The following is a 19,517-nucleotide window of genomic DNA, read 5'->3' as shown; positions in this document are numbered from 1 at the left end:
ACCATCCGCTAATATCCTGCTTTCCAAAGCAGCTCCATAGTTACCCCAGGGGTATCCTTCTTCTCCCGTTCTGTTCCCAGCAGCTTTTCCACGTATTTCCCTATCACATCGTTCTCCAGATTCACGATACTTCCAGGGAATCGCTCCGACAGAACCGTGTGAGAAGCAGTATGGGGAATGACAGAAACACTGAACTCCTGTTTTCCCGCTCTGGCTACCGTAAGACTGATTCCGTCTATGGCAACTGATCCTTTTTCTACAATATATTTCATAATCCGCTCCGGCGCCTCCACCCGGTACCAGACAGCATTGTCTTCCCTCTTTACCTCCAGAATCCTGCCAGTCCCGTCAATGTGGCCGGATACGATATGTCCCCCGAATCTCCCGTCTGCGGCCATCGCCCTTTCCAGGTTCACCCTGCTGCCAGTGTGAAGACTTCCCAGAGAAGAGCGGTTTAAAGTTTCACACATAACATCCGCATCAAACGTATTTCCCTGGATTTTAGCAGCAGTCAGACACACTCCATTTACCGCTACACTGTCCCCCTTCCGCAGATCCCCGAATATTTTTTCTCCCTTTATCTGCAGCACAGAAGACTTCTCCCCTCTGGTTATACCGGCAATCACTCCTATCTCCTCAATTATCCCTGTGAACACCGTACTCCACCTCACTCTCTATCAGAAAATCCTCTCCCAGGGGCTCGATCCTGCTGCGGGTAAGGATATACGCATCCCCTGGCACAGCAACTCCCGGTCCCTCTACAGGAGTTTTTGCACTGCTCCCCCCAAAAATCTTCGGGGCAAGATATACCTGCAGTTTATTTACAATCCCGGACTGGAGCGCCGAAAAGTTAAGGGTACCTCCCCCTTCCAGAAGAATGCTGTCGATTTTCTCCCGGTATAGTCTCCCCATCAGCTTTTTCAGATCCAGGTGCCCTTGTACTCCGCTCTCTGTATAAAGGATTCTGCATCCCGCCTCCTGATATCTTTTCCATCGCTCTTGATCCGGGCTTGCGGTAGCGATCCATGTAGGTACCTCACTGGTTGTGGTGACCACCCGGGAGTCTAATGGGATCCTCAGCCTGGAATCACAGATAATCCTCACCGGATTTCTCATACCCGGCAGGCGGCAGGTAAGCATAGGATCATCTGCTGTCACAGTCCCGCTTCCTGCCATAACCGAGGCATAGCGGTGCCGGTCCTCGTGTACTCTCCTTCTGGCCGCTTCCCCGGTAATCCACTTAGACGCCCCTGTCCGTGTAGCAATTTTGCCGTCCATTGTCATTGCATACTTCATAACCACAAAAGGCATCTGTTGCCGAATAAAATGAAAAAACACTTCATTGAGATAAATGCATTCCTCTTCCAGTGTTCCAAGCTCCACCTCCACGCCCCCGTTTCTGAGACAGCGAAGCCCTTTTCCAGCCACCTTAGGATTGGGATCTTCACACCCTGCCACCACTCTTCGAATCCCGCTCTCCAATATGGCTTCTGTGCAGGGCGGAGTTTTTCCGTAATGGCAGCATGGTTCAAGGGTCACATACATGACTGCGCCCTCCGGCGATTCTCTGCAGGATGCCAGTGCTTTGCGCTCCGCATGGGGCCCTCCATACCTCTCGTGAAATCCCTGGCCTATGATTCTGCCGTCCTTTACAATGACTGCCCCAACCATAGGGTTCGGATTCACAAATCCCATACCCTTCTTTGCAAGCTCCAGTGCTGCCTGCATATACTTTTCATCCTCTGTCAATTGTTCTGCGCCTCCTTTATTCTCGACCAAACACAAAAAATGCCCTGAATAAAAATATCCAGGACACGGCGCGCTCCATAACAATCCATCAGATAAACTGCACACAGCAGTAAACCGCTGTTGTTTTCCCAATATGTAAAAAGCTCTGAAATGATAAACATTCCAGAGCTGAATAACATAAGAAATTCAGACCCGCACAGCATTAGCTGCGCTGTCCGATCGTTATGAATTATCTTCTTCCATCCAGACTTTACTGTCGGCTTCGGAGTTACACCGAATCATGCCTTGCGGCTCGTGGGCTATACCACCGGTAGGGAAACGAACCCTGCCCTGAAGATTTCTATTAAGTTGTTATTACTTTATCACAGGATACAGGAAATGTCAAACAGCATCTTTGTGGAATTTACTCTTTTGAGACACATCCCATCATAATATCTACAATCTTTTTGTCCGTCTCACGCATTCCGTCTTTCCCCAGCTGCCCTACATTGTAAATGGTCTCGTCAACCCCCTTGGTCACAATCCCGTCTCCCCCTCTGAACTCCTGTCCCTGAAGGTACATATGGTATCCCAATATACCAGCCTCCACAGAAACAGCAATCTTAGCTGCACAGGATGGTTTTGCCCCATCGCAGATCATTCCTGAAACAACTGCCAGAGAGTTTACAATCGTGTGGGCAATTTCCGGAAATCTCCCGCCCTGAAGATAGGCAATGCCTGTTCCGCTGGCACATCCTGCATTTACAGCCCCGCAGTAAGCGGAAAGCTTACCAATTCTGGAGCGCTGGTGGATCGTAATCAGGTCTGAGACAGCCACTGCCCTGATAAGCTCCTCCCTGCTGCTCCCCATCTCTTCCGCATAGACAATAACAGGAACAGCTGCTGCTATCCCCTGATTCCCGCTGCCTGTAAGAATCACCACCGGAAGCTCGCACCCGCTCATCCGGGCATCAGAACCTGCTGCTGCCATAGCTTTCGCCCGATTCTGCACTGTATCCTCCTGAGAATTCAGCAGTACCTTTCCGATATTTGCTCCGTAGGTTCCCCGGATGCCTTCCTGGGCTATGGCATAGTTACACTGAATCTGAGGTTCTATATAAGCTGCAAGTTCTTCTAAGTCAGCACACTCCGCAAAGTCTACGATATCCTTCACTGTCAGCAGATCTACACCATCTTCCTTTTCCTTGGCCTCCTCACAGCTATTCTCCAGCAGAACTTTCCCGTTTTTTTCAATATAGACAATATTCGTATGAGATCTGGTAATTCTCAGCTTTACCTGATCCTCCCCTTTACACATCTCAATCTGTATATCGAACAGCAGATCTCCCTCCTGAGTCTCTACCTCAATTGTGTTTGCCGCAAGATACTCCTTTATCTCCCTCTTCTTATCCCCGGGAACTGCCGATATCACTTCCAGTTCCTTATCCGCCCGGCCGGCGACTATCCCCGCTGCTGCTGCTGCGTCTATCCCCTTTAATCCGTTGGTGTTGGGGATGACCACACTCTTAACATTCTTAACAATATTTCTGCTCACAGCAATCTTAGTGTGAGCAGGCAGCCCGCCCAGAACCTCTCTGGCCCTGGCTGCTCCATAGGCTATGGCTATGGGTTCCGTACATCCCATAGCAGGCACAAGCTCCTTTTTCAGCAATTCTATATATTTTCTATATTTACAATCATTTTTATCCATTCTCATTCCTCCAGGCTCTTAGGCAGCGGATTCCCTCTGTCAATCCGCAATTCTCCCTTAATTATTACATGTTTTTCCGTTAAGTCAACAGTATTCTCCAAATTTCTTTATCCATATATTTCCCTTGCAGGCCAAAACTTATATACTGATAAAAACATATGCCATACGTCCCATCATTAACAAATTGGCATATAAATGGCACAAATAATATAGGAGGTTTTAAGAAATGGGAAAAGATCAAAAAGGAAGAGAATTGGGGCGGGGAATTATACAGCTGCCTAATAAATCCTATCAGGGCAGATTTACCTTTCAGGGCAAACGCTATGCCGTATATCACAGGACCCTTACAGGAGTAACGGAAAAGCTGCGCAATACCAGATATGAAATAGAGCACGGCGCCCCGGGAATGGGAAGTACCCCTTCTCTCGACTTCTGGTTTGACCTGTGGCTGAATAAATATAAGTCTCTTTCCGTAAAACAGGGTACTGTAGATACTTATCATAACTATTATGCCAATTATCTATCCCCCTCCCTTGGTCAGAGGAAGCTGGCAGATATTTCTCCTTACAATCTGCAGCAGCTCTTCTATGATTTGAGGCAGTCTGGTTATTCCAATAATACCGTCCATCTGTGTTATACTCTTTTGAACAGCCTGTTTAAGCAGGCCTGCAGGCTGAATCTCCTGCAAAATAATCCGGTACAGAAGCTTGAGCTGCCCCGGCAGCGCTCCGCCCCCCGCCAGCAGGCACTTTCCAGAACAGAACAAGAAATTTTTTTGGATTATGCCCGGAAAAGTCCTTATTTTCCTATCTACTCTCTCGCCCTTTTCACGGGCATGCGGGTAGGTGAACTAAGAGCACTCAGGTGGTGCGACGTAGATCTTTCCAATGCTTGTCTCATGGTTACCGGCACCATAAAATATACCAAACAGCGGGGCTGCTTCCGCGACTCCCCCAAAACAGCAAGCAGTTACAGAAAAATTCCCCTTTTGCCGAAGGCTATAAACCTGCTGGAAGACTTGCAGAATAAACAGCTCCACGGGGAAAGCCCGGGAAACGAGCATCCGCAGCTGGAAGATATGGAGAGTCTGGTCTTTCCCTCAAGAACCGGAAAACCGCTCTGTCACGGTGTTCTAAATGCAGATATCAACAAGATTGTTACACGTATCAATGAAAAGGCCGGGATCCCCTTTCCCCCTATGACCCCTCACACCTTACGGCACACTTTTTCCACAAGGTGCATGGAATCCGGTATGGCGCCGAAGGTTCTCCAGTCCATACTCGGACATCAGAACTTTTCTACCACCATGGATTTATATTCCCATGTTCTCCCGGATCAAAAGAAGGCGGAGATGAAAAAACTGCGGTTTGGTTATCTTTAAGTGGCATAAAAAGCGGCATGACTTAAAAAGTTATGCCGCTTTTTTGCCCATAATTTCAATTTATATAATAAATTATCATTAAAGTATTAGTTTAATGATAAATAATGCATCAAAATGCATAGGAAACCACAAAAGAAGGGAGGTTACGGCGGAAACGCCCAGGGGAAAAGGACTATTAAAACAATTAAGGAGGATTTTACATGAAAAAGGCATTAAGTATTTTATTAACCTTAGGTTTGGTGTTTTCTATGGCCGCGTGCGGCGATAAGAAGGAAGAGGCTGCAGACACATCCGCCAAGACTGACACCGCAAAAACACAGGATTCCGGGGATAAGGAAGCTGCCGGCGGCAGCCTGGAGGGCAAGAAAATTGTATATCTTGCACCGTCAAAAGATATTCTTTATTGGCAGTGGGTTGAAGAAGGAGTAAAGCAGGCTTGTGAGGAAGAAGGGGTTGAATTCGTAACCTACGATGCACAGAATTCCACCACAACTCAGGCTACCAATGTTAACACCGCGATCACTCAGAACGTTGACGGTATTATTCTCAGTCCAGTAAGCTCCACCAGCTGTCCTACTGTGCTTGATCCCGCAGAGGAAGCAAACATCCCGGTAACAATCGCCGCTATCGGGGCAGAGGAAGGAGTTACCAACTACGCCTGCTGTGTTACGGCTGATGACTACACATCAGGGTACGATAACGGTAAATATCTGTGTGAGCGTGTAAAAGAGCTCGGCGGAAACAGCATCGGCGTTCTGGCACTTCCCATGGACCGCACCAATGCACAGAACAAGATGGCTGGACTTGAGAAGGCCTGTGAAGAGGCAAGTGTAGAAATTGTACAGGTTATCCAGACGCCTGACCTTACAGTAAGCGAGGCAACCTCAGAGGCAACCGACCTTCTGACCGCCCATCCCGATATTAAGGGGATTTACGGCATGTATGAGCAGGCTGGCACCGGCGCTGTTCTGGCCTTAGAGACAGCAGGACTAACAGGTAAAATATCTGTGGTATCCTCTGACGGAAGTCCGGAATCAATTGCTCTTTTACGAGAGGGTAAAATTGACGGCATCGTCGTACAGGAAGCTGTCGGCCAGGGGCTTGTAGCAGCACAGCAGTTATTCAAAGCAATCAAGGGCGAAGCGATTGAAGAAAAGGATATTCCTCTTCCGGAACCGTTAGTTACCACAGAAAATGTTGACGATCCTGAAATTCAGGAAATCCTTCGTCTGGTATATCCGGAATCCGCCGGCTCTTATTAAACTTATATCAAACCTCCGTGCAAAGCACTCTCGTGAGGCTTTGCACGGACAACGAAAGGAGGTCTCAACATGGGACATGGAAAAACTCCCCTTCTGGAAATGCACAACATCGTTAAGATATACGGGGGAACAAAAGCGCTCAACGGTGCATCCCTCTCCATCTATCCCGGGGAAATCCATGCTCTGATGGGCGGAAACGGAGCCGGGAAATCAACTATTATAGGGATCATAGGCGGTTCAAAGATGCCCAATGACGGCCAGATAATTCTAGACGGCAGAGAGATTCGTTTTAAATCTCCGAAAGATGCTATGGAAAAAGGCATAGCAGTGGTGTATCAGGAACTTTCCTTAGTTCCCCACCTGACAGTTTCTGAAAATATATCTCTCTGCAATCCGGATATTAATAAAAATGGTTTCTATGACTGGAAGGAATCCGATAAAATTGCCCGGGAAGCACTCCTCACTCTTGGCGAGGCAGCAGCCAGCATCAGACTGAGAGATGAAGTATCCACACTCCGGGCAGATCAGATGCAGATGATAGAGATTGCCCGGGCGGTAAGTATGGGGGCTAAAATCATACTGTTTGACGAGCCAACCTCATCTCTGAATTTTGGAGAGACCCAAAGCCTGTTCCAGATTATACGAAAATTGTCCGCTCAGGGGCTTGGTATCATCTTCGTCTCTCATCGTATGAACGAGATCCGTGAAATCTGTGACCGCATAACTATTTTCAGAGACGGACAAACCGTCACTGAGGGAGCCCTCATGTCAGAAAAAAGCGATGCTGATATTATCAGGGACATGATCGGACGAACGCTGGTTATGGAAGAAGCGGTTTCCATAGACGATTACAAAGAAATAGACAAAAACAATGAATTACTGAATATAGAATGGGAAAACAGCGACATCTCTTGTTCCGTTAAGGAGGGCGAAATTGTAGGTCTGGCAGGCTTAGCAGGTTCCGGCCGGAGTTCCCTTCTTCGCGCTGTTTGGGGAGCCCAGAAAAATCCCCAGATTCGCTTGAAACTTCGAGGTGAAGGGTATATGCCCAAATCTCCTCAGGCAGCATTAAATAGAAATATTGCCTACATTGGTGAAGACAGAGCTGAAAGTGGATTGTTTCCGACACTGCCAATCCCCGAAACACTCCTCATGCCCCACCGTGTGTACTGCAAACAAAGGCTGATACGCACAAAAAAAGAAAATTCCTACCTAAAGAATATCGTTCAGGCACTAAAAATTAAGGTTCCATCTATTATGGAAGCACCTAATTCACTTAGTGGGGGAAATCAGCAAAAACTACTCTTCGGCCGTTGGTTTATCCACAACCCCACCATATTTTTGCTGGATGAACCCACAAGGGGCGTAGATGTCCACACCAAACAGGATATTTACCAGTTAATCAAATCTGCTGCCAGAGAAAGCCATGCCGGTGTCATTGTCGTTTCCTCAGAACTTGCCGAGCTTGTCACCTTGTGCCACAAGGTACTCATCTTAAAGGACGGCAGGCCAGAGCGGATTCTGTACGGTGATGACATCAATGAGGATTATATGATGCAGTGCATTACCTCTTCATCCGAAGTTCCAAATATAAAGGAGGCTGATTAATTTATGAATAAAACAGATAAGGCTCAGAATCAGGCAAATGCCCCCTCATCTACAGGAGGTCTGGCCCAGACTGCAAAGGCATATAAGCTTGAAATTGGTATGTTTTTGGTATTAATTATATTATTTATTATTCTGCATTTTGCTACTGGTACAGCCCTGACAGCCCGTAACCTGAAAAATGTGCTTCAGGCTTGCGCACCCTTATTTATTATATCTCTTGGCCAATTGCTGGTTGTCATTACAGGAGGCATCGACTTGTCCGTTGGGTCTATCTTTTCCTTTGCAGGAATGGTTGCCACTCTCTGCATGATTAAATTTGGGATTGCAGCAGGGGTGATTGCGGGATTGGGTGTAGGCCTGCTCTGCGGCTTATTCAATGGTTTCTTTGTGGCAAAGGTAAAGATGGCTCCCTTTATTGTTACACTGGCTATGCAGGGGGCGGCTTCCAGCCTTACCTTTATTGTGGCCGGAGGCAATTCTCAGACAATCAGCAACCACACCTCTTTTGCTGCCTTTGACAGGGGAAGCTTTCTGTTCGGACTGCCCAACTATATTACTTATATGCTGATTGCTGTCATTCTTCTGCAGTTTGTCCTGCGGAAAACTATGCTGGGGCGCTGGATTTATGCAACCGGAAGCAATGAGGAGGCCGCGCGCCTGGTAGGCATCCCCGTGGTGGCGGTAAAAATTATTTGCTACTCTGTATGCGGTATTCTCTGCGGACTCGCCGCACTTTTAAATGCATCTTATCTTCTCACAGTGGAATGTACTGCTGGAACAGGCATGGAATTAAACGCCATCGCCGCCACGGTTATCGGAGGCGCCAGCCTGTCCGGGGGATTAGGCTCTGCCTTTGGTGTATTGATTGGTGCCTTAATCAGCACTGGAATAAACAATGGTATTAACCTTATGGGGATTAATACATTCTGGAGCGGAACGGTTACTGGTGTAGTCATTATCGTTGCAGTTTTGATCGGCAGCATTACCACCAGAAAAACCAGAAAATAATTTCAGAAATGGAGGTTTCTTATGAAAATCAAAAAACTTTTAGACTTGTCCCAAACTTTTTATCACAACAATCCCGGCTATATGCCCTATGAGCTGACTGCTATTAATTATGAGACGCTTAAGCCCAAAGATGGCTACACATCCGAGCGTATTTACATGAATACACATACTTCTACGCATGTGGACGCACCCTTCCACCACTTTCCTCAGGGAAAAACAGTGGCACAGACGCCTGTTGAACAATACATAGGAGAAGCCGTAGTAGTCGATTTGTTTGGAATTGATGCTCATACCGCTATCGGCACAGAACACCTAAAACCTTACGAAGATGTCATCAAAGAGGGGGATATAGTTCTTTTGTGCACAGGATGGGGCTATAAAAGAGACTGGAGCACAGAGTACTGCGACTTCTGGCCATATCTGGGCGAGGATGGAGCGCAGTGGCTCTTTGATAAAAAAGTAAAGGGAATTGCCATTGACTCTATGAGTATCGGCGGGCCCAAAGCAGGGGAGGGCCTGATGCAGCATGAACTGCTCTTAGGAAGTGAAATATGGCTGGGAGAAGAGCTTTTCCTTCCAAAGGATCTGCTGGAATATCCCCGCTGGGATTTTATACTGCTGCCGCTGAAAATGGAAGGCTGCGGAGGCGCTCCCGCCAGAGCTATTGCACTCATCACAGAGTAGCAATACTCTGTCTATATATATATCCTACGTTCTACAGATGATGATTAGGAGGTTGCTATGAAAAATATTGGTACTGAAGAACTAAAACAACAGGCAAAAGAGCTGCGGAAAACAGCCCTCACCATGATATATGAAGCCCAGTCCGGCCATCCGGGTGGTGCCTTCTCAGCCGCGGATTTAGTGACCGCGCTCTACTTCCGGGAGATGAATCTGGATCCTGAAAATCCGAAATGGGAAGACAGAGACCGTTTTGTCCTTTCCAAAGGCCATGTATGTCCCATACAATATGCGGCCCTTGGGACTCTAGGATTCTTTCCTGAGAAAGAACTGCATACGCTGCGCAAAGAAGGTTCCATCCTTCAGGGACATCCTGATATGAAGAGATGCCCCGGCATCGATATCTCCACCGGCTCTCTTGGACAAGGACTGTCCTGTGCGGTAGGCATGGCCATTGCCGGAAAAATGAATCACAAAGACTATCGGGTATTTGCAATGATAGGTGACGGGGAGTCCGATGAGGGGCAGATCTGGGAAGCCATCATGTGTGCCAACAGATATCAGCTGGATAACCTCATTGTTATTCTTGATAATAACGGACTTCAGCTGGACGGCACCACGGACGAAATCATGCCTCTTCTGGATATGAGCCAAAAATTAAAGGATTTCGGCTATGAAGTTTATGATATCAACGGTCACGACATGGATGAAATCGTCTGTACACTGGATGAAATACGGGCAGGCAAAACCAAAAAGCCCAAATTTATTAATGCACATACGGTGAAGGGCAAGGGCGTATCTTTTATGGAGAATCAGCTGGGGTGGCATGGCGCGGCTCCTAACGAACAGCAGTATGCACAGGCAATGGAAGAGCTTGAAAGGGGGGATATCTGATGGAAGGAACAAAGATCGCTACAAGAGATGGCTTTGGAGAGGCAATTGTTGAACTTGGAAGAAAGAATAAGGATATCTGCGTAGTGGACATAGATATTGGAAAATCCTGCAAAACCGGGGCATTTGCCAAAGAACTGCCGGAGCAGTATCTGAATGTAGGCATTGCAGAACAAAATGGCGCAGGGGTCAGCGCAGGTCTCGCGACCGCAGGAAAAATCCCCTTCGTAGTGACTTATGCCGTCTTTGGATCTCTTCGCATGTGCGAACAGATACGCCAGGAAATCTGCTATCCTAAACTAAATGTAAAAATCGCCTGCTCACACGGAGGGGTGACACCGGCCAATGACGGAGCCAGCCATCAAAGCATTGAAGATATGGGCGTGCTGAGAACTATTCCCAATATGACCGTAGTCATGCCTGCAGACTATTATGCTGCTAAAAAGCTGGTGGCAAAGGCTGCCGAGCTTTACGGCCCGGTTTACCTGCGCTTTACCAGAGATGCCATTCCCGTTATCTACGATGAGAATCAGGAGTTTGAAATTGGCAGGGCGGTAACGCTTAGAGAAGGCGGGGATATCGCCATAATTGCCAACGGCGACACCGTCCGTCTGGCTCTGGAGGCAGAGGAAAAGCTGTCATCTCAGGGGATCCGTGCAAAGGTTTTGGATATGCATACCATTAAGCCTTTAGACAAAGAAGCTGTGCTGGATTGCCTTCGCGGAATCGGCAGAATCATCACCGTGGAGGATCATAATATCTTAAATGGTCTGGGAAGCGCTGTCTGTGAGGTCGCTGCGGAAGAAGGAACGGGTCATGTGAAGCGTATCGGGATTCAGGATCAGTTCGGCCAGTCAGCGCCTTATGAGCGTCTCCTGGAATTAAACGGCATCACCACTGAAAATATTGTAGAAACCGCAAAATCAATGCTCAAATAAAAAGGAGGAAAAATCATGTTAGAATTTGAAGGGCAAGTTGTTATTGTAACCGGAAGCGGATCACCAAAAGGCATCGGCAGAACCATTGCTGCCACCTTTGCCGGACAGGGTGCTACTGTTGTAATCGCTGATATTAATGAAGCAGGGATTCAGGACACCGTAGATTATATTACATCAATAGGCGGCAAAGCTTTCGGCATACCCGTAAATATCACAGAGAAAGCGTCTGTTGATAATATGGTTTCTGCCATAATGGATAAATACGGCAGAATAGATGTCCTCATCAACAATGCAGGCGTCTCACAAAAAGTTACAGTAGAAGATATGACGCTGGAAGATATAAAGAGAATCTTTAATGTAAACATGTTTGGCCTCTTTCTCTGTACGCAGGCTGTGCTGGAGCCCATGAAAAAAGCCGGATACGGACGTATAGTATCACTTTCTTCCGTATCAGGAAAAAGAGGAGGCGGTATCTTCGGGGGAGCCCACTATTCGGCTTCTAAGGCCGCTGTGCTGGGATTTTCTAAAAATCTGGCAAGAGAAATTTCCCCGTACGGCATAACCACCAATTGTGTATGCCCCGGCCTGATTAATACCGAGATCTGGAAATCCCTTCCCAAGGAGGATGCCGATAAGGTTATCGACGGAATCCCTATGGGACGGCCGGGCGAGACCCAGGAAGTTGCCAATGCCATTGTATTCCTTGCATCCAGGGAAGCATCTTATATCACCGGTGAAGAAATTGACATTAACGGCGGCTCTCACATGGACTAACTGCTTATGCAGGATCTCACTTTCCGCAAGATTAAAAGCAGTTCTATTGTAGAGCAGATTATAGATGCGCTGACAAACGCAATTATCAATGGCCAATTAAAGCCCGGAGATAAGATTCCCACAGAAACCGAGCTGATGGAGCTTCTCGGCGTAGGGCGTAATTCCATACGTGAGGCAATAAAAATGCTTATTTCCTACGGCGTGCTAGAGATACGAAGAGCAGAGGGAACCTTTGTAAAACAAGGGTTTTCCGGAATTATGCTGAATCCCCTGCTCTACGGGGTTATCTTGAGCAGCAGCGGCTCTTCTCAGCTTGCGCTGATGGAACTGAGAGAATTAATTGAGATCGGCCTGATGAAGCTGGCAAAGCAAAAGCTTACCCCGGACAGCCAAGAGGAACTGATTCGTCAGTATCATTTCCTGGCAGAATCCTTTGAAGAAAAGCCTTTTAGTGTACAGGCAGTATTCCAGGCGGACAATCTCTTCCACGAAACAATCTCTTCTGTCTGTCAAAGTCCAATCATAGACAGTATGAATACAACCGTGCGCAAACTCACAGAAAAGCTGCGCCTGGATACGGTAACCAGAATTATAAGAGAGGGAAAACAGGAAGAATTCAAGGCAGCTCACCGGGAACTCCTCAACTATCTGATTGCAGAAGAAACTGTGTACGACATAGACCGGATTGTAAGGCAGAGTTACCTTTACGACATGGAAACCATATAATTAAACTAATACTTTAATGACATTCGCCTATATACTTCATTCTTTATTCTACATCCAACATCCTACATATAGTGGAGTAAAAAAATAAATTGCTTAAACTTATCGGTTGATATCAGTCTAGCATCAAATCCATACTTTGTAAACTCCTTTTTGTATATTCTGCATATTTAACAATTTTTCATCCAAAATTTCTGTACATTTTCACTAATCTCAAGGGAAATCAGGCGGCAGATGATTCTAGTCCTTTGCCTCACTGATCTCCCTCAGATTTATGTACAGAGCAATTTACTTACTCTATAATCTCCTGCTTGATTTTCAAAAAGTCTTTATCCTGTCCGAATACATGCATCAGAGGGAAGACTTTCATAAAGCAGTCAATCTCTTCCTTCTTTACAAATTCCCTCAGCTTCACGTATTCTTTTGAGGTACAGACGCAGTCAATCTGCGTCTTCGTCTCTTTTGTGTATCCTCCTACCACCTGGTGAATAGTTACACTTTTTTGAATATCCTCTATGATAAACTGCTCGATACTGTGAGGGGCGTTGCAGATCAGCTGTATCTCATACAACTTGGGACCCATATTAAAAAGTACAAAGTTCATACTGTTCACATAGATCAACTGCCCGACAAATGCGTATGCCACCGCATCAAGGCTGAAGGCAGTGAGCATGATCAGCAGGATAGTTCCGTCTACTAACAGCAGTATGGTTTTCAGAGGGATCTGTTTCAAAGCAGTATGCTTCAGCAGCTTGCCAATGGTATCTGTCCCGCCGAAGGAAAATCCCAGGCGAAAAGCAATTCCTGTCCCGATTCCCAGCAGGACACCAAAAAAAGCAACCGCAATCAGTTTATCATCAAATATAATATGTACGGAAAAATAGCTCATTGCCCACAGGACCGCCGGATATAGAACCGACAGAAAAAGAATACTGGAAACTTCCTCCTTATCCATCTTCACCCATGTAATGATCAGCACCACCCCTACCATCACATAGTTAATCAGTGCATAGTGAATCCCCGTAAACTCTGAGACTGTCATGGCAAGCCCTGTGATGCCTGTCACTACAAACCCATTGGGAAGCGCTACCCAGTTTACTGCTATACTGCAGATGATACAGCTCAGGGCAAGCAGCAATATATTCTTTGCCGTAATTTTTTTCAGCATTTTCATCCTCCTCCTAATCAGGCCGTTGCCTATGCAATTACTGCTGTTCCAGAAGTTGTTCAAATTCTTCTTCCGGCATGGGACGGTAATATACATAGCCCTGTACAAAGTCACATCCGATATGCTTCAGATACTCCACCTGTTCCCAGGTCTCAATCCCCTCAGCTACTGTTTGGATATGGAACCGCTTCACCAGGTCTATAATCCCCTCGATAACAGCGGCATCTTTCCCCTTATCTTCGCTCTCGACAAAAAACAATCGGTCGATCTTCAATACATCGATGGGAATACTCTTAAGCAGGCTTAGAGAAGAATATCCCTTTCCAAAATCATCAATAGAACAGGAGAAGCCCTCCTTTTTCAGCTGTTTTACAATCTGAATCAGCAGTTCCTCCTTGTCAAATACCATAGACTCTGTGAACTCAATCTCCAGCAGCCGGGGAGGAATCTGATACTTGTCTCTGATCTCCACATACCTGCTCACAAAATCCAAATCGTAAAACTGCAGCCTGGAAACATTTACTGATACAGGAAGTACCTCCCGCCCCTGATCCAGGAGAGATTTCAGCCATCGGCACACTTCCTCAAAGACATACTGATCCAACTGCCCAATTAAAAACTTTCTCTCAAATACAGGGATAAAATAATCAGGAGATATCACAGCCCCGTCGCTGGTCTTCCATCTGACCAGAGCCTCCGCACAGGCTATCCTCCCTGTTTTAAGTTCAACCTTGGGCTGGTAATACACGGTAAACTCATGATTCTCCAGGGCTGACAGCATGCGGCTCTCTACATTTTTTTCTTCCCGAAGCCGGATCCGTATGCTCTCATTGTAATACACATAATTGGGATTTGTCCCATTTTTTACAGTCTTTCTCGCAAAATTTGCGTTGTCAATCAGATTGTCAATCAGCAGGGTTTCCACTACATCCTCAGCACAGCAGATGCCGCAGCAGGTGGGCACACTCTGCTTATCATACGAATTATGCATAAACTTGATAATCCTCTGATCCGCTTTCCGCTGGCGGGACGCTGCTTCGCCCTTTTCCTTATAATACATTAATATCACAAAATGGTCTGCAGAGACTCTCCCGTAAATCTCTCCCTCCCGGAGGCTCTCCCCCAAAATTTCACCGTACTGTCTGAGAATACTGTCTCCGTACGTATAACCAAATACATCATTCATGTATTTGAAATCCGTAAAATCCGTATACAGCACAGCGTACTTTTTATCAGCACCGGTGTCCAGAAGTTTCTGCGCTTCCTCTTTAAACGCTTCTATCTGGTAAGCGCCTGTCATTGGATCCTTGCGTGCCAGTTCATTCAGTTCTTTATTCGTGTTCTCCAAAAAAAGTATTTTCCTGGAAGCCGACCAGAATATGAGAAGCCAGATAACAGCTACTACTCCCAGCAGAGCGACACATACGCCTAACAGCGTCCGGTTCTTTCTGACTGAATATTCTTCTGCAGAAAAGACGGTATCATTTGCCTGCTCAAAAAATGCCTCACTCAGTGCCAGCATCTCTGCCTCTTCTTCTTCTCCCATGCGGTATGCGTAAATATGCTCCTGCACCTGGCCCCACATACGCTCCATCTCCAGGAGATCCTCCTGATACTGTTCGTCCTGGGGCGCCGGAAGGTCATAGGGACCTTTTGCCCCTGTCAATTCTTCTATAATACTATCGATATACTGTATAATCTCACTGCTTTCCTGTCTCTGCAGTTCAAGCTTGACCAGGCGCTGTGTAGCCCCCCGTACAATTCCCACATAATTAATCAGCCGTCCGTAAGACTGCGCCTGAATGACAGCCTGGACCATCATCGTTCCCAGAAGAAGACAGGCCAGAAACAGGACAGCCAGCCCCCTTTTGTATATACCTTTCATATTAGCCAACAGTTCCCTTCTCTCCGGTCATGAATTCTCTTTCCCGTAAATAAAATCATATAGTGTTTGATACAAGCGGTTCGGTTCGATGGGCTTAGCCAAATGTGCATTCATTCCGGCCGCCTTGCTCTTTTCTATATCCTCATCGAAAGCGTTGGCAGTCATGGCAATAATAGGTATCGTTTCAGCGTCCGCATTGCTGAGATGCCGGATATTGGCAGAGGAGGTGAGTCCGTCCATAAGCGGCATACGAATGTCCATCAAAATGGCATCATAGTATCCTGTTTCAGATTTGCTGAACATCTCCAGGGCCCGGAGGCCGTTTTCCGCCGTATCCACCTGAAATCCCTTGGTCTCCAGAAGCATGACTGCTACTTCTGTATTTATCTGGTTGTCCTCTGCCAGCAGTACCCGCCTGCCTGTAAAATCGAAGTCATCAGCCTCCACCTGCTGGTCCTGCTCTTCTTTCTCCCCCAGAGCCGTACTAAAAGCTGAAACCAGGGAGGATTTGAACATAGGTTTGCTCATAAGAAGATTCACTCCCGCAAGCTTTGCCTCATGTTCAATGGATATCCAGTCATAGGCTGTCATAATAATAATTGTAACCTCAGGCCCTACAATTCTTCGGATCTGTCTGGCGGTTTCTATTCCGTCCATCTCAGGCATTTTCCAGTCAATGAGAATCATGTCATAGTAACGTCCCTCTTCCCAGAAATTTCTGACACGGTCCACCGCCTTCCGGCCGCTGTCCACCCACTCCGCCCGGACACCGATTTCCCGGAGCGTCACGACCGCGCTCTCGCAGACAGCTACATCGTCATCCACCACCAGGGTCTTTAAATGGGAAAAGTTATAGCTCTGCTTCTTTTGGTTATGCCGCAGCTTCTCTTCCTCCGTAATCCCCAGCTTTACGTCCACTGTAAATTCAGAGCCAAGCCCCTTGATGGAGCGCACAGTAATTTTTCCATCCATCAAATCCACGATGTTTTTAGAGATAGCAAGTCCAAGTCCTGTTCCGCCGTACAGCGAGGTTGTGCCCGTCGACTCCTGTGAGAAGGGTTCAAATATATGAGGCAGAAACTCACTGCTCATTCCTATGCCGGTGTCATTTACAATAAACCGGAGGACCGCATCATTTTTTGTCTTTCTGCGCTGGGCTGCTGAAAACGTCACCTTACCCCCTTCACCGGTAAACCGGATGGCATTGCTTAATATATTAATCAATACCTGCTGAAGCTTCATGGCATCCCCCATATAATAGTCATCCAATACCGGATCTACAATGCACTCATATTCCACACCTTTGGCATCTGCCTGAGCACAGCAGATGGACGTAATCCCGTGAATGAATTCCTCCATAGGTATCTTTTCATTTTTTAAAAGCATCTTCCCGCTCTCTATCCTGCTCATATCCAGAATGTCATTGATCAGAGACAGCAAGAATCGCGAGGAGATACCTATTTTTGAAATGCAGTCTTCCACCTGCTCATCGTCCCCTATGGATTTTGCCGCTATGGTACTCATACCGATAATCGCGTTCATAGGTGTACGGATTTCATGGCTCATACGGGAAAGGAAATCTGATTTGGCGGCATTTGCCTGCTCCGCAGCCACCAGGGCTGCTGCAAGTTCTTCCTTCTGTCTCTGCTCCTGGGATACGATATCCGTGACATCCGTACAGGCAATGCATACGCGCCCAAGCTCTTTAATAATATAAAATACCTGGAGGCGCATCACACGGATCTCATCATTTTTCTCCCTTATCTCTATGAGGAATGAATAAGAATCCTGTCTTGACAGCTCCTTTTTCATATAGCTGTAATCCAGTTTGCCAAGAAGCTCTCTTCCAGCCGCCTCGTCCATAAGCCGTTCTGCAACGGAACAAAGTTCTTCCCGGAGCCTCCCGGCAGGCGCCAGCATAGGCCCCTCTTTTGCACTGCTGATCATCCGGTATGTATCCCTTACAGTATCGGCCTCAAGGATAATATCATAGTCCAGCTCTGTAATTCTCCGAAGCAGCTGCTCCTGCAGCCGCTGCTCTGTGACATCTGATGTGTAGAAGAAAAGGATAATATCCCCTGTCTCGGGATTCCGGAAGGATCGCATATAGGTATTCTCCCAGAAGCATTCCCCCCGGTTGCTCTTGCGCAGGAAATCCAGATGGTAATCTATTTTTCCGGAACTAAAGTCCTTCAGTACCTTCTCCCTGTCCAGGGTAACTCTAATCTTTTCCCCATACGCAGGATCCAGCGCAGACATTGCCAGAGTCTCTACTACCTTCTCATAGGGTTCTCCCACATAAGCCACAGCCATCTCGGAATTTGAAAGATAGGTTTCCACAATCCCTCTGGTAACATTTAAGCTTCCCTGAATATTCCCGTCCCTGGAACACAGCTCTGCAAAATATGCCAGTTCCTTCTCATATAATTCCCTGGCCTGTTCCTGGAGCTTCTTTTCATCTGTGATATCCACAAAGACACAGTAGAAATACTGTTCCTGATCCTCGCCTCTTATAAGCTGAGCCTTTATGGAGATCCATTTTACGGACCCATCCCTGCATATCAGCCGGTTTTGATTCTGTATGGTATTGCCATACCGCAGCTGGCTGTCCAGTATGTCCTTCATAATGAGAAGATCCTCGGGATAAATCACAGCTGACATCTTATTCCCCAGAGCCGCAAACTCCTCCCTGGTATACCCCAGAAATTCAAACAGTCCGTCATTGGCCGCAATCACGGAAAAGTCCTTGTCAAATCTGCAGCGGAATACGGCCCCCGGAATATTGTTATAAAGATGGAGTACCTCCTCCTGAGCCTGTCTCCGGGCGGTTATGTCCATACACACTGAGATAATAGCAGGTCTGCCGTCCTCCGCAGTCACCTGCCGCCCCAGATCATGAACCCAGATGTAGGAGCCGTCTCTCTTCTTCATCCGGTATTCTACAACATATTCATCCCCCTTTCTCAGCTGGGCCTCTACTGCGTCGTCAACCATCTGCCGATCCTGGGGGTGCATGCAGTTTCCAATCATTCCGTCTATATCTGATACAAATTCTGCCTCGTCCGCATACCCCAGGTGATCCAGCATCCTGCGGTTCACAAAATAAAAGGGAAACCCCTCCTCAATATACCCGCCCATCATGCCCCCGGGCAGGGAGTCATTTAAAAGCTCCTGCCGCTGGCGGATAGAATGTTCAATCACAAGTGTCTGCGGATAGTGCTCAGCCTCCCTCTGACTGGTCCCCGGTTCTGCCACATGAAAGCTTTTGATCACCCAGCGGCTCTCTTTGGAAAGCAAAGTGAAGAATGCTTTCAGATTCCAGGTATATAAGGTATTTTTTAATGTTACCTCAGCAGATAAGCTGCACACCTGCTCGGTAATATAATGTTCGTATATGAATGAAATTCCAACCTTAAATGGTTCTGATATCTCTCGGATATCCTGACTGAGATATGCTTCCATCTCAGCTTTTCCCCAGGCAGACTCGTTTTTTCCAGTTCCCACAAAGTCCACATCCTCTGTGAGAAATGTGAGGGTTTCCGTAAGACTACGTTCTTCAAACCAGGCACGGCAAAATCTGTAGATTGTTTCCCTGACGTCTGTCTGATTGTTCATTTGTTTTTCCTCCCGCAAACGGTATATGAATGTATATTCTTTTATTATACCTCCATAATATTACATTTTCTACTGCTTTGGTCTATTTTTTTGCAGTGCATAATGTATAAGCTGTATCCCATAAGATAGTAACAAGATCCCTTT

At 46.8% G+C, this 19,517-nt stretch carries 15 protein-coding genes and 1 riboswitch; of the genes, 9 read left to right on the top strand and 6 right to left on the bottom strand.

What is annotated here, in order from left to right:
• Positions 1-8: 8 nt before the first annotated feature.
• The 3 genes from BUA56_RS13310 to BUA56_RS13295 all read right to left on the bottom strand — a co-directional run bounded on the left by BUA56_RS13310 (position 9) and on the right by BUA56_RS13295 (position 3,445).
• On the bottom strand, positions 9-656 hold the full coding sequence (locus BUA56_RS13310; RefSeq protein WP_072852528.1) for a riboflavin synthase: 648 nt from the start codon (positions 654-656) through the stop codon (positions 9-11).
• Positions 637-1,728, bottom strand: coding sequence for a bifunctional diaminohydroxyphosphoribosylaminopyrimidine deaminase/5-amino-6-(5-phosphoribosylamino)uracil reductase RibD (ribD, locus tag BUA56_RS13305; protein ID WP_072852656.1), 1,092 nt, complete (start codon positions 1,726-1,728; stop codon positions 637-639). Before ribD ends, BUA56_RS13310 begins: the two co-directional genes overlap by 20 nt.
• Before the next feature lie 248 nt (positions 1,729-1,976).
• Positions 1,977-2,091: riboswitch (FMN riboswitch) on the bottom strand.
• Between the two features lie 61 nt (positions 2,092-2,152).
• Positions 2,153-3,445: an L-cysteine desulfidase family protein gene (locus BUA56_RS13295; protein WP_341443429.1), complete on the bottom strand. Its 1,293-nt coding sequence runs from the start codon at positions 3,443-3,445 to the stop codon at positions 2,153-2,155.
• A gap of 220 nt (positions 3,446-3,665) precedes the next feature.
• Here BUA56_RS13295 and BUA56_RS13290 point away from each other — a divergent pair, with 220 nt between their 5' ends.
• From BUA56_RS13290 to BUA56_RS13250, 9 genes are all read left to right on the top strand, one after another.
• The gene (locus BUA56_RS13290; protein ID WP_072852525.1) at positions 3,666-4,820 is read left to right on the top strand and encodes a tyrosine-type recombinase/integrase; all 1,155 of its coding nucleotides are present in this window, start codon (positions 3,666-3,668) and stop codon (positions 4,818-4,820) included.
• A gap of 200 nt (positions 4,821-5,020) precedes the next feature.
• Positions 5,021-6,082 (top strand): substrate-binding domain-containing protein, encoded by a 1,062-nt coding sequence (locus tag BUA56_RS13285; RefSeq protein WP_084067933.1) that lies wholly within the window; start codon positions 5,021-5,023, stop codon positions 6,080-6,082.
• A 69-nt stretch (positions 6,083-6,151) separates the two neighbouring features.
• The gene (locus BUA56_RS13280; protein ID WP_072852524.1) at positions 6,152-7,690 is read left to right on the top strand and encodes a sugar ABC transporter ATP-binding protein; all 1,539 of its coding nucleotides are present in this window, start codon (positions 6,152-6,154) and stop codon (positions 7,688-7,690) included.
• Between the two features lie 3 nt (positions 7,691-7,693).
• Positions 7,694-8,698: an ABC transporter permease gene (locus tag BUA56_RS13275; protein WP_072852523.1), complete on the top strand. Its 1,005-nt coding sequence runs from the start codon at positions 7,694-7,696 to the stop codon at positions 8,696-8,698.
• Positions 8,699-8,719: 21 nt separating this feature from the next.
• Positions 8,720-9,382, top strand: a complete 663-nt coding sequence (locus BUA56_RS13270; RefSeq protein WP_072852522.1) for a cyclase family protein — start codon at positions 8,720-8,722, stop codon at positions 9,380-9,382.
• A gap of 57 nt (positions 9,383-9,439) precedes the next feature.
• Positions 9,440-10,273, top strand: a complete 834-nt coding sequence (locus BUA56_RS13265) for a transketolase (protein ID WP_072852521.1) — start codon at positions 9,440-9,442, stop codon at positions 10,271-10,273.
• Entirely contained in the window at positions 10,273-11,208 is a 936-nt protein-coding gene (locus BUA56_RS13260; protein ID WP_072852520.1) for a transketolase family protein, read from the top strand. Before BUA56_RS13265 ends, BUA56_RS13260 begins: the two co-directional genes overlap by 1 nt.
• Before the next feature lie 15 nt (positions 11,209-11,223).
• Positions 11,224-11,982 carry an SDR family NAD(P)-dependent oxidoreductase gene (locus BUA56_RS13255; protein ID WP_072852519.1) on the top strand — a complete coding sequence of 253 codons (759 nt, stop codon included), beginning with the start codon at positions 11,224-11,226 and terminating at the stop codon, positions 11,980-11,982.
• A gap of 6 nt (positions 11,983-11,988) precedes the next feature.
• Complete coding sequence (locus BUA56_RS13250; RefSeq protein WP_072852517.1) at positions 11,989-12,708, top strand: FadR/GntR family transcriptional regulator; 720 nt, start codon at positions 11,989-11,991, stop codon at positions 12,706-12,708.
• Between the two features lie 289 nt (positions 12,709-12,997).
• Here the strand turns inward: BUA56_RS13250 and BUA56_RS13245 are convergent, their stop codons facing one another.
• The 3 genes from BUA56_RS13245 to BUA56_RS13235 are packed head-to-tail and all read right to left on the bottom strand — an operon-like array spanning position 12,998 to position 19,373.
• Positions 12,998-13,873, bottom strand: coding sequence for a YitT family protein (locus BUA56_RS13245; protein ID WP_242946772.1), 876 nt, complete (start codon positions 13,871-13,873; stop codon positions 12,998-13,000).
• Between the two features lie 37 nt (positions 13,874-13,910).
• Positions 13,911-15,758, bottom strand: coding sequence for a putative bifunctional diguanylate cyclase/phosphodiesterase (locus BUA56_RS13240; protein ID WP_072852652.1), 1,848 nt, complete (start codon positions 15,756-15,758; stop codon positions 13,911-13,913).
• Between the two features lie 27 nt (positions 15,759-15,785).
• Positions 15,786-19,373, bottom strand: a complete 3,588-nt coding sequence (locus tag BUA56_RS13235; protein ID WP_072852515.1) for a response regulator — start codon at positions 19,371-19,373, stop codon at positions 15,786-15,788.
• Between the last annotated feature and the right edge of the window lie 144 nt (positions 19,374-19,517).

This window comes from Lactonifactor longoviformis DSM 17459 (assembly GCF_900129135.1).
GTDB classification, from domain to species: domain Bacteria; phylum Bacillota; class Clostridia; order Lachnospirales; family Lachnospiraceae; genus Lactonifactor; species Lactonifactor longoviformis.
The sequence above is the reverse complement of the archived record's forward strand: the minus strand, read 5'-3'. Positions and strand labels throughout refer to the sequence as shown.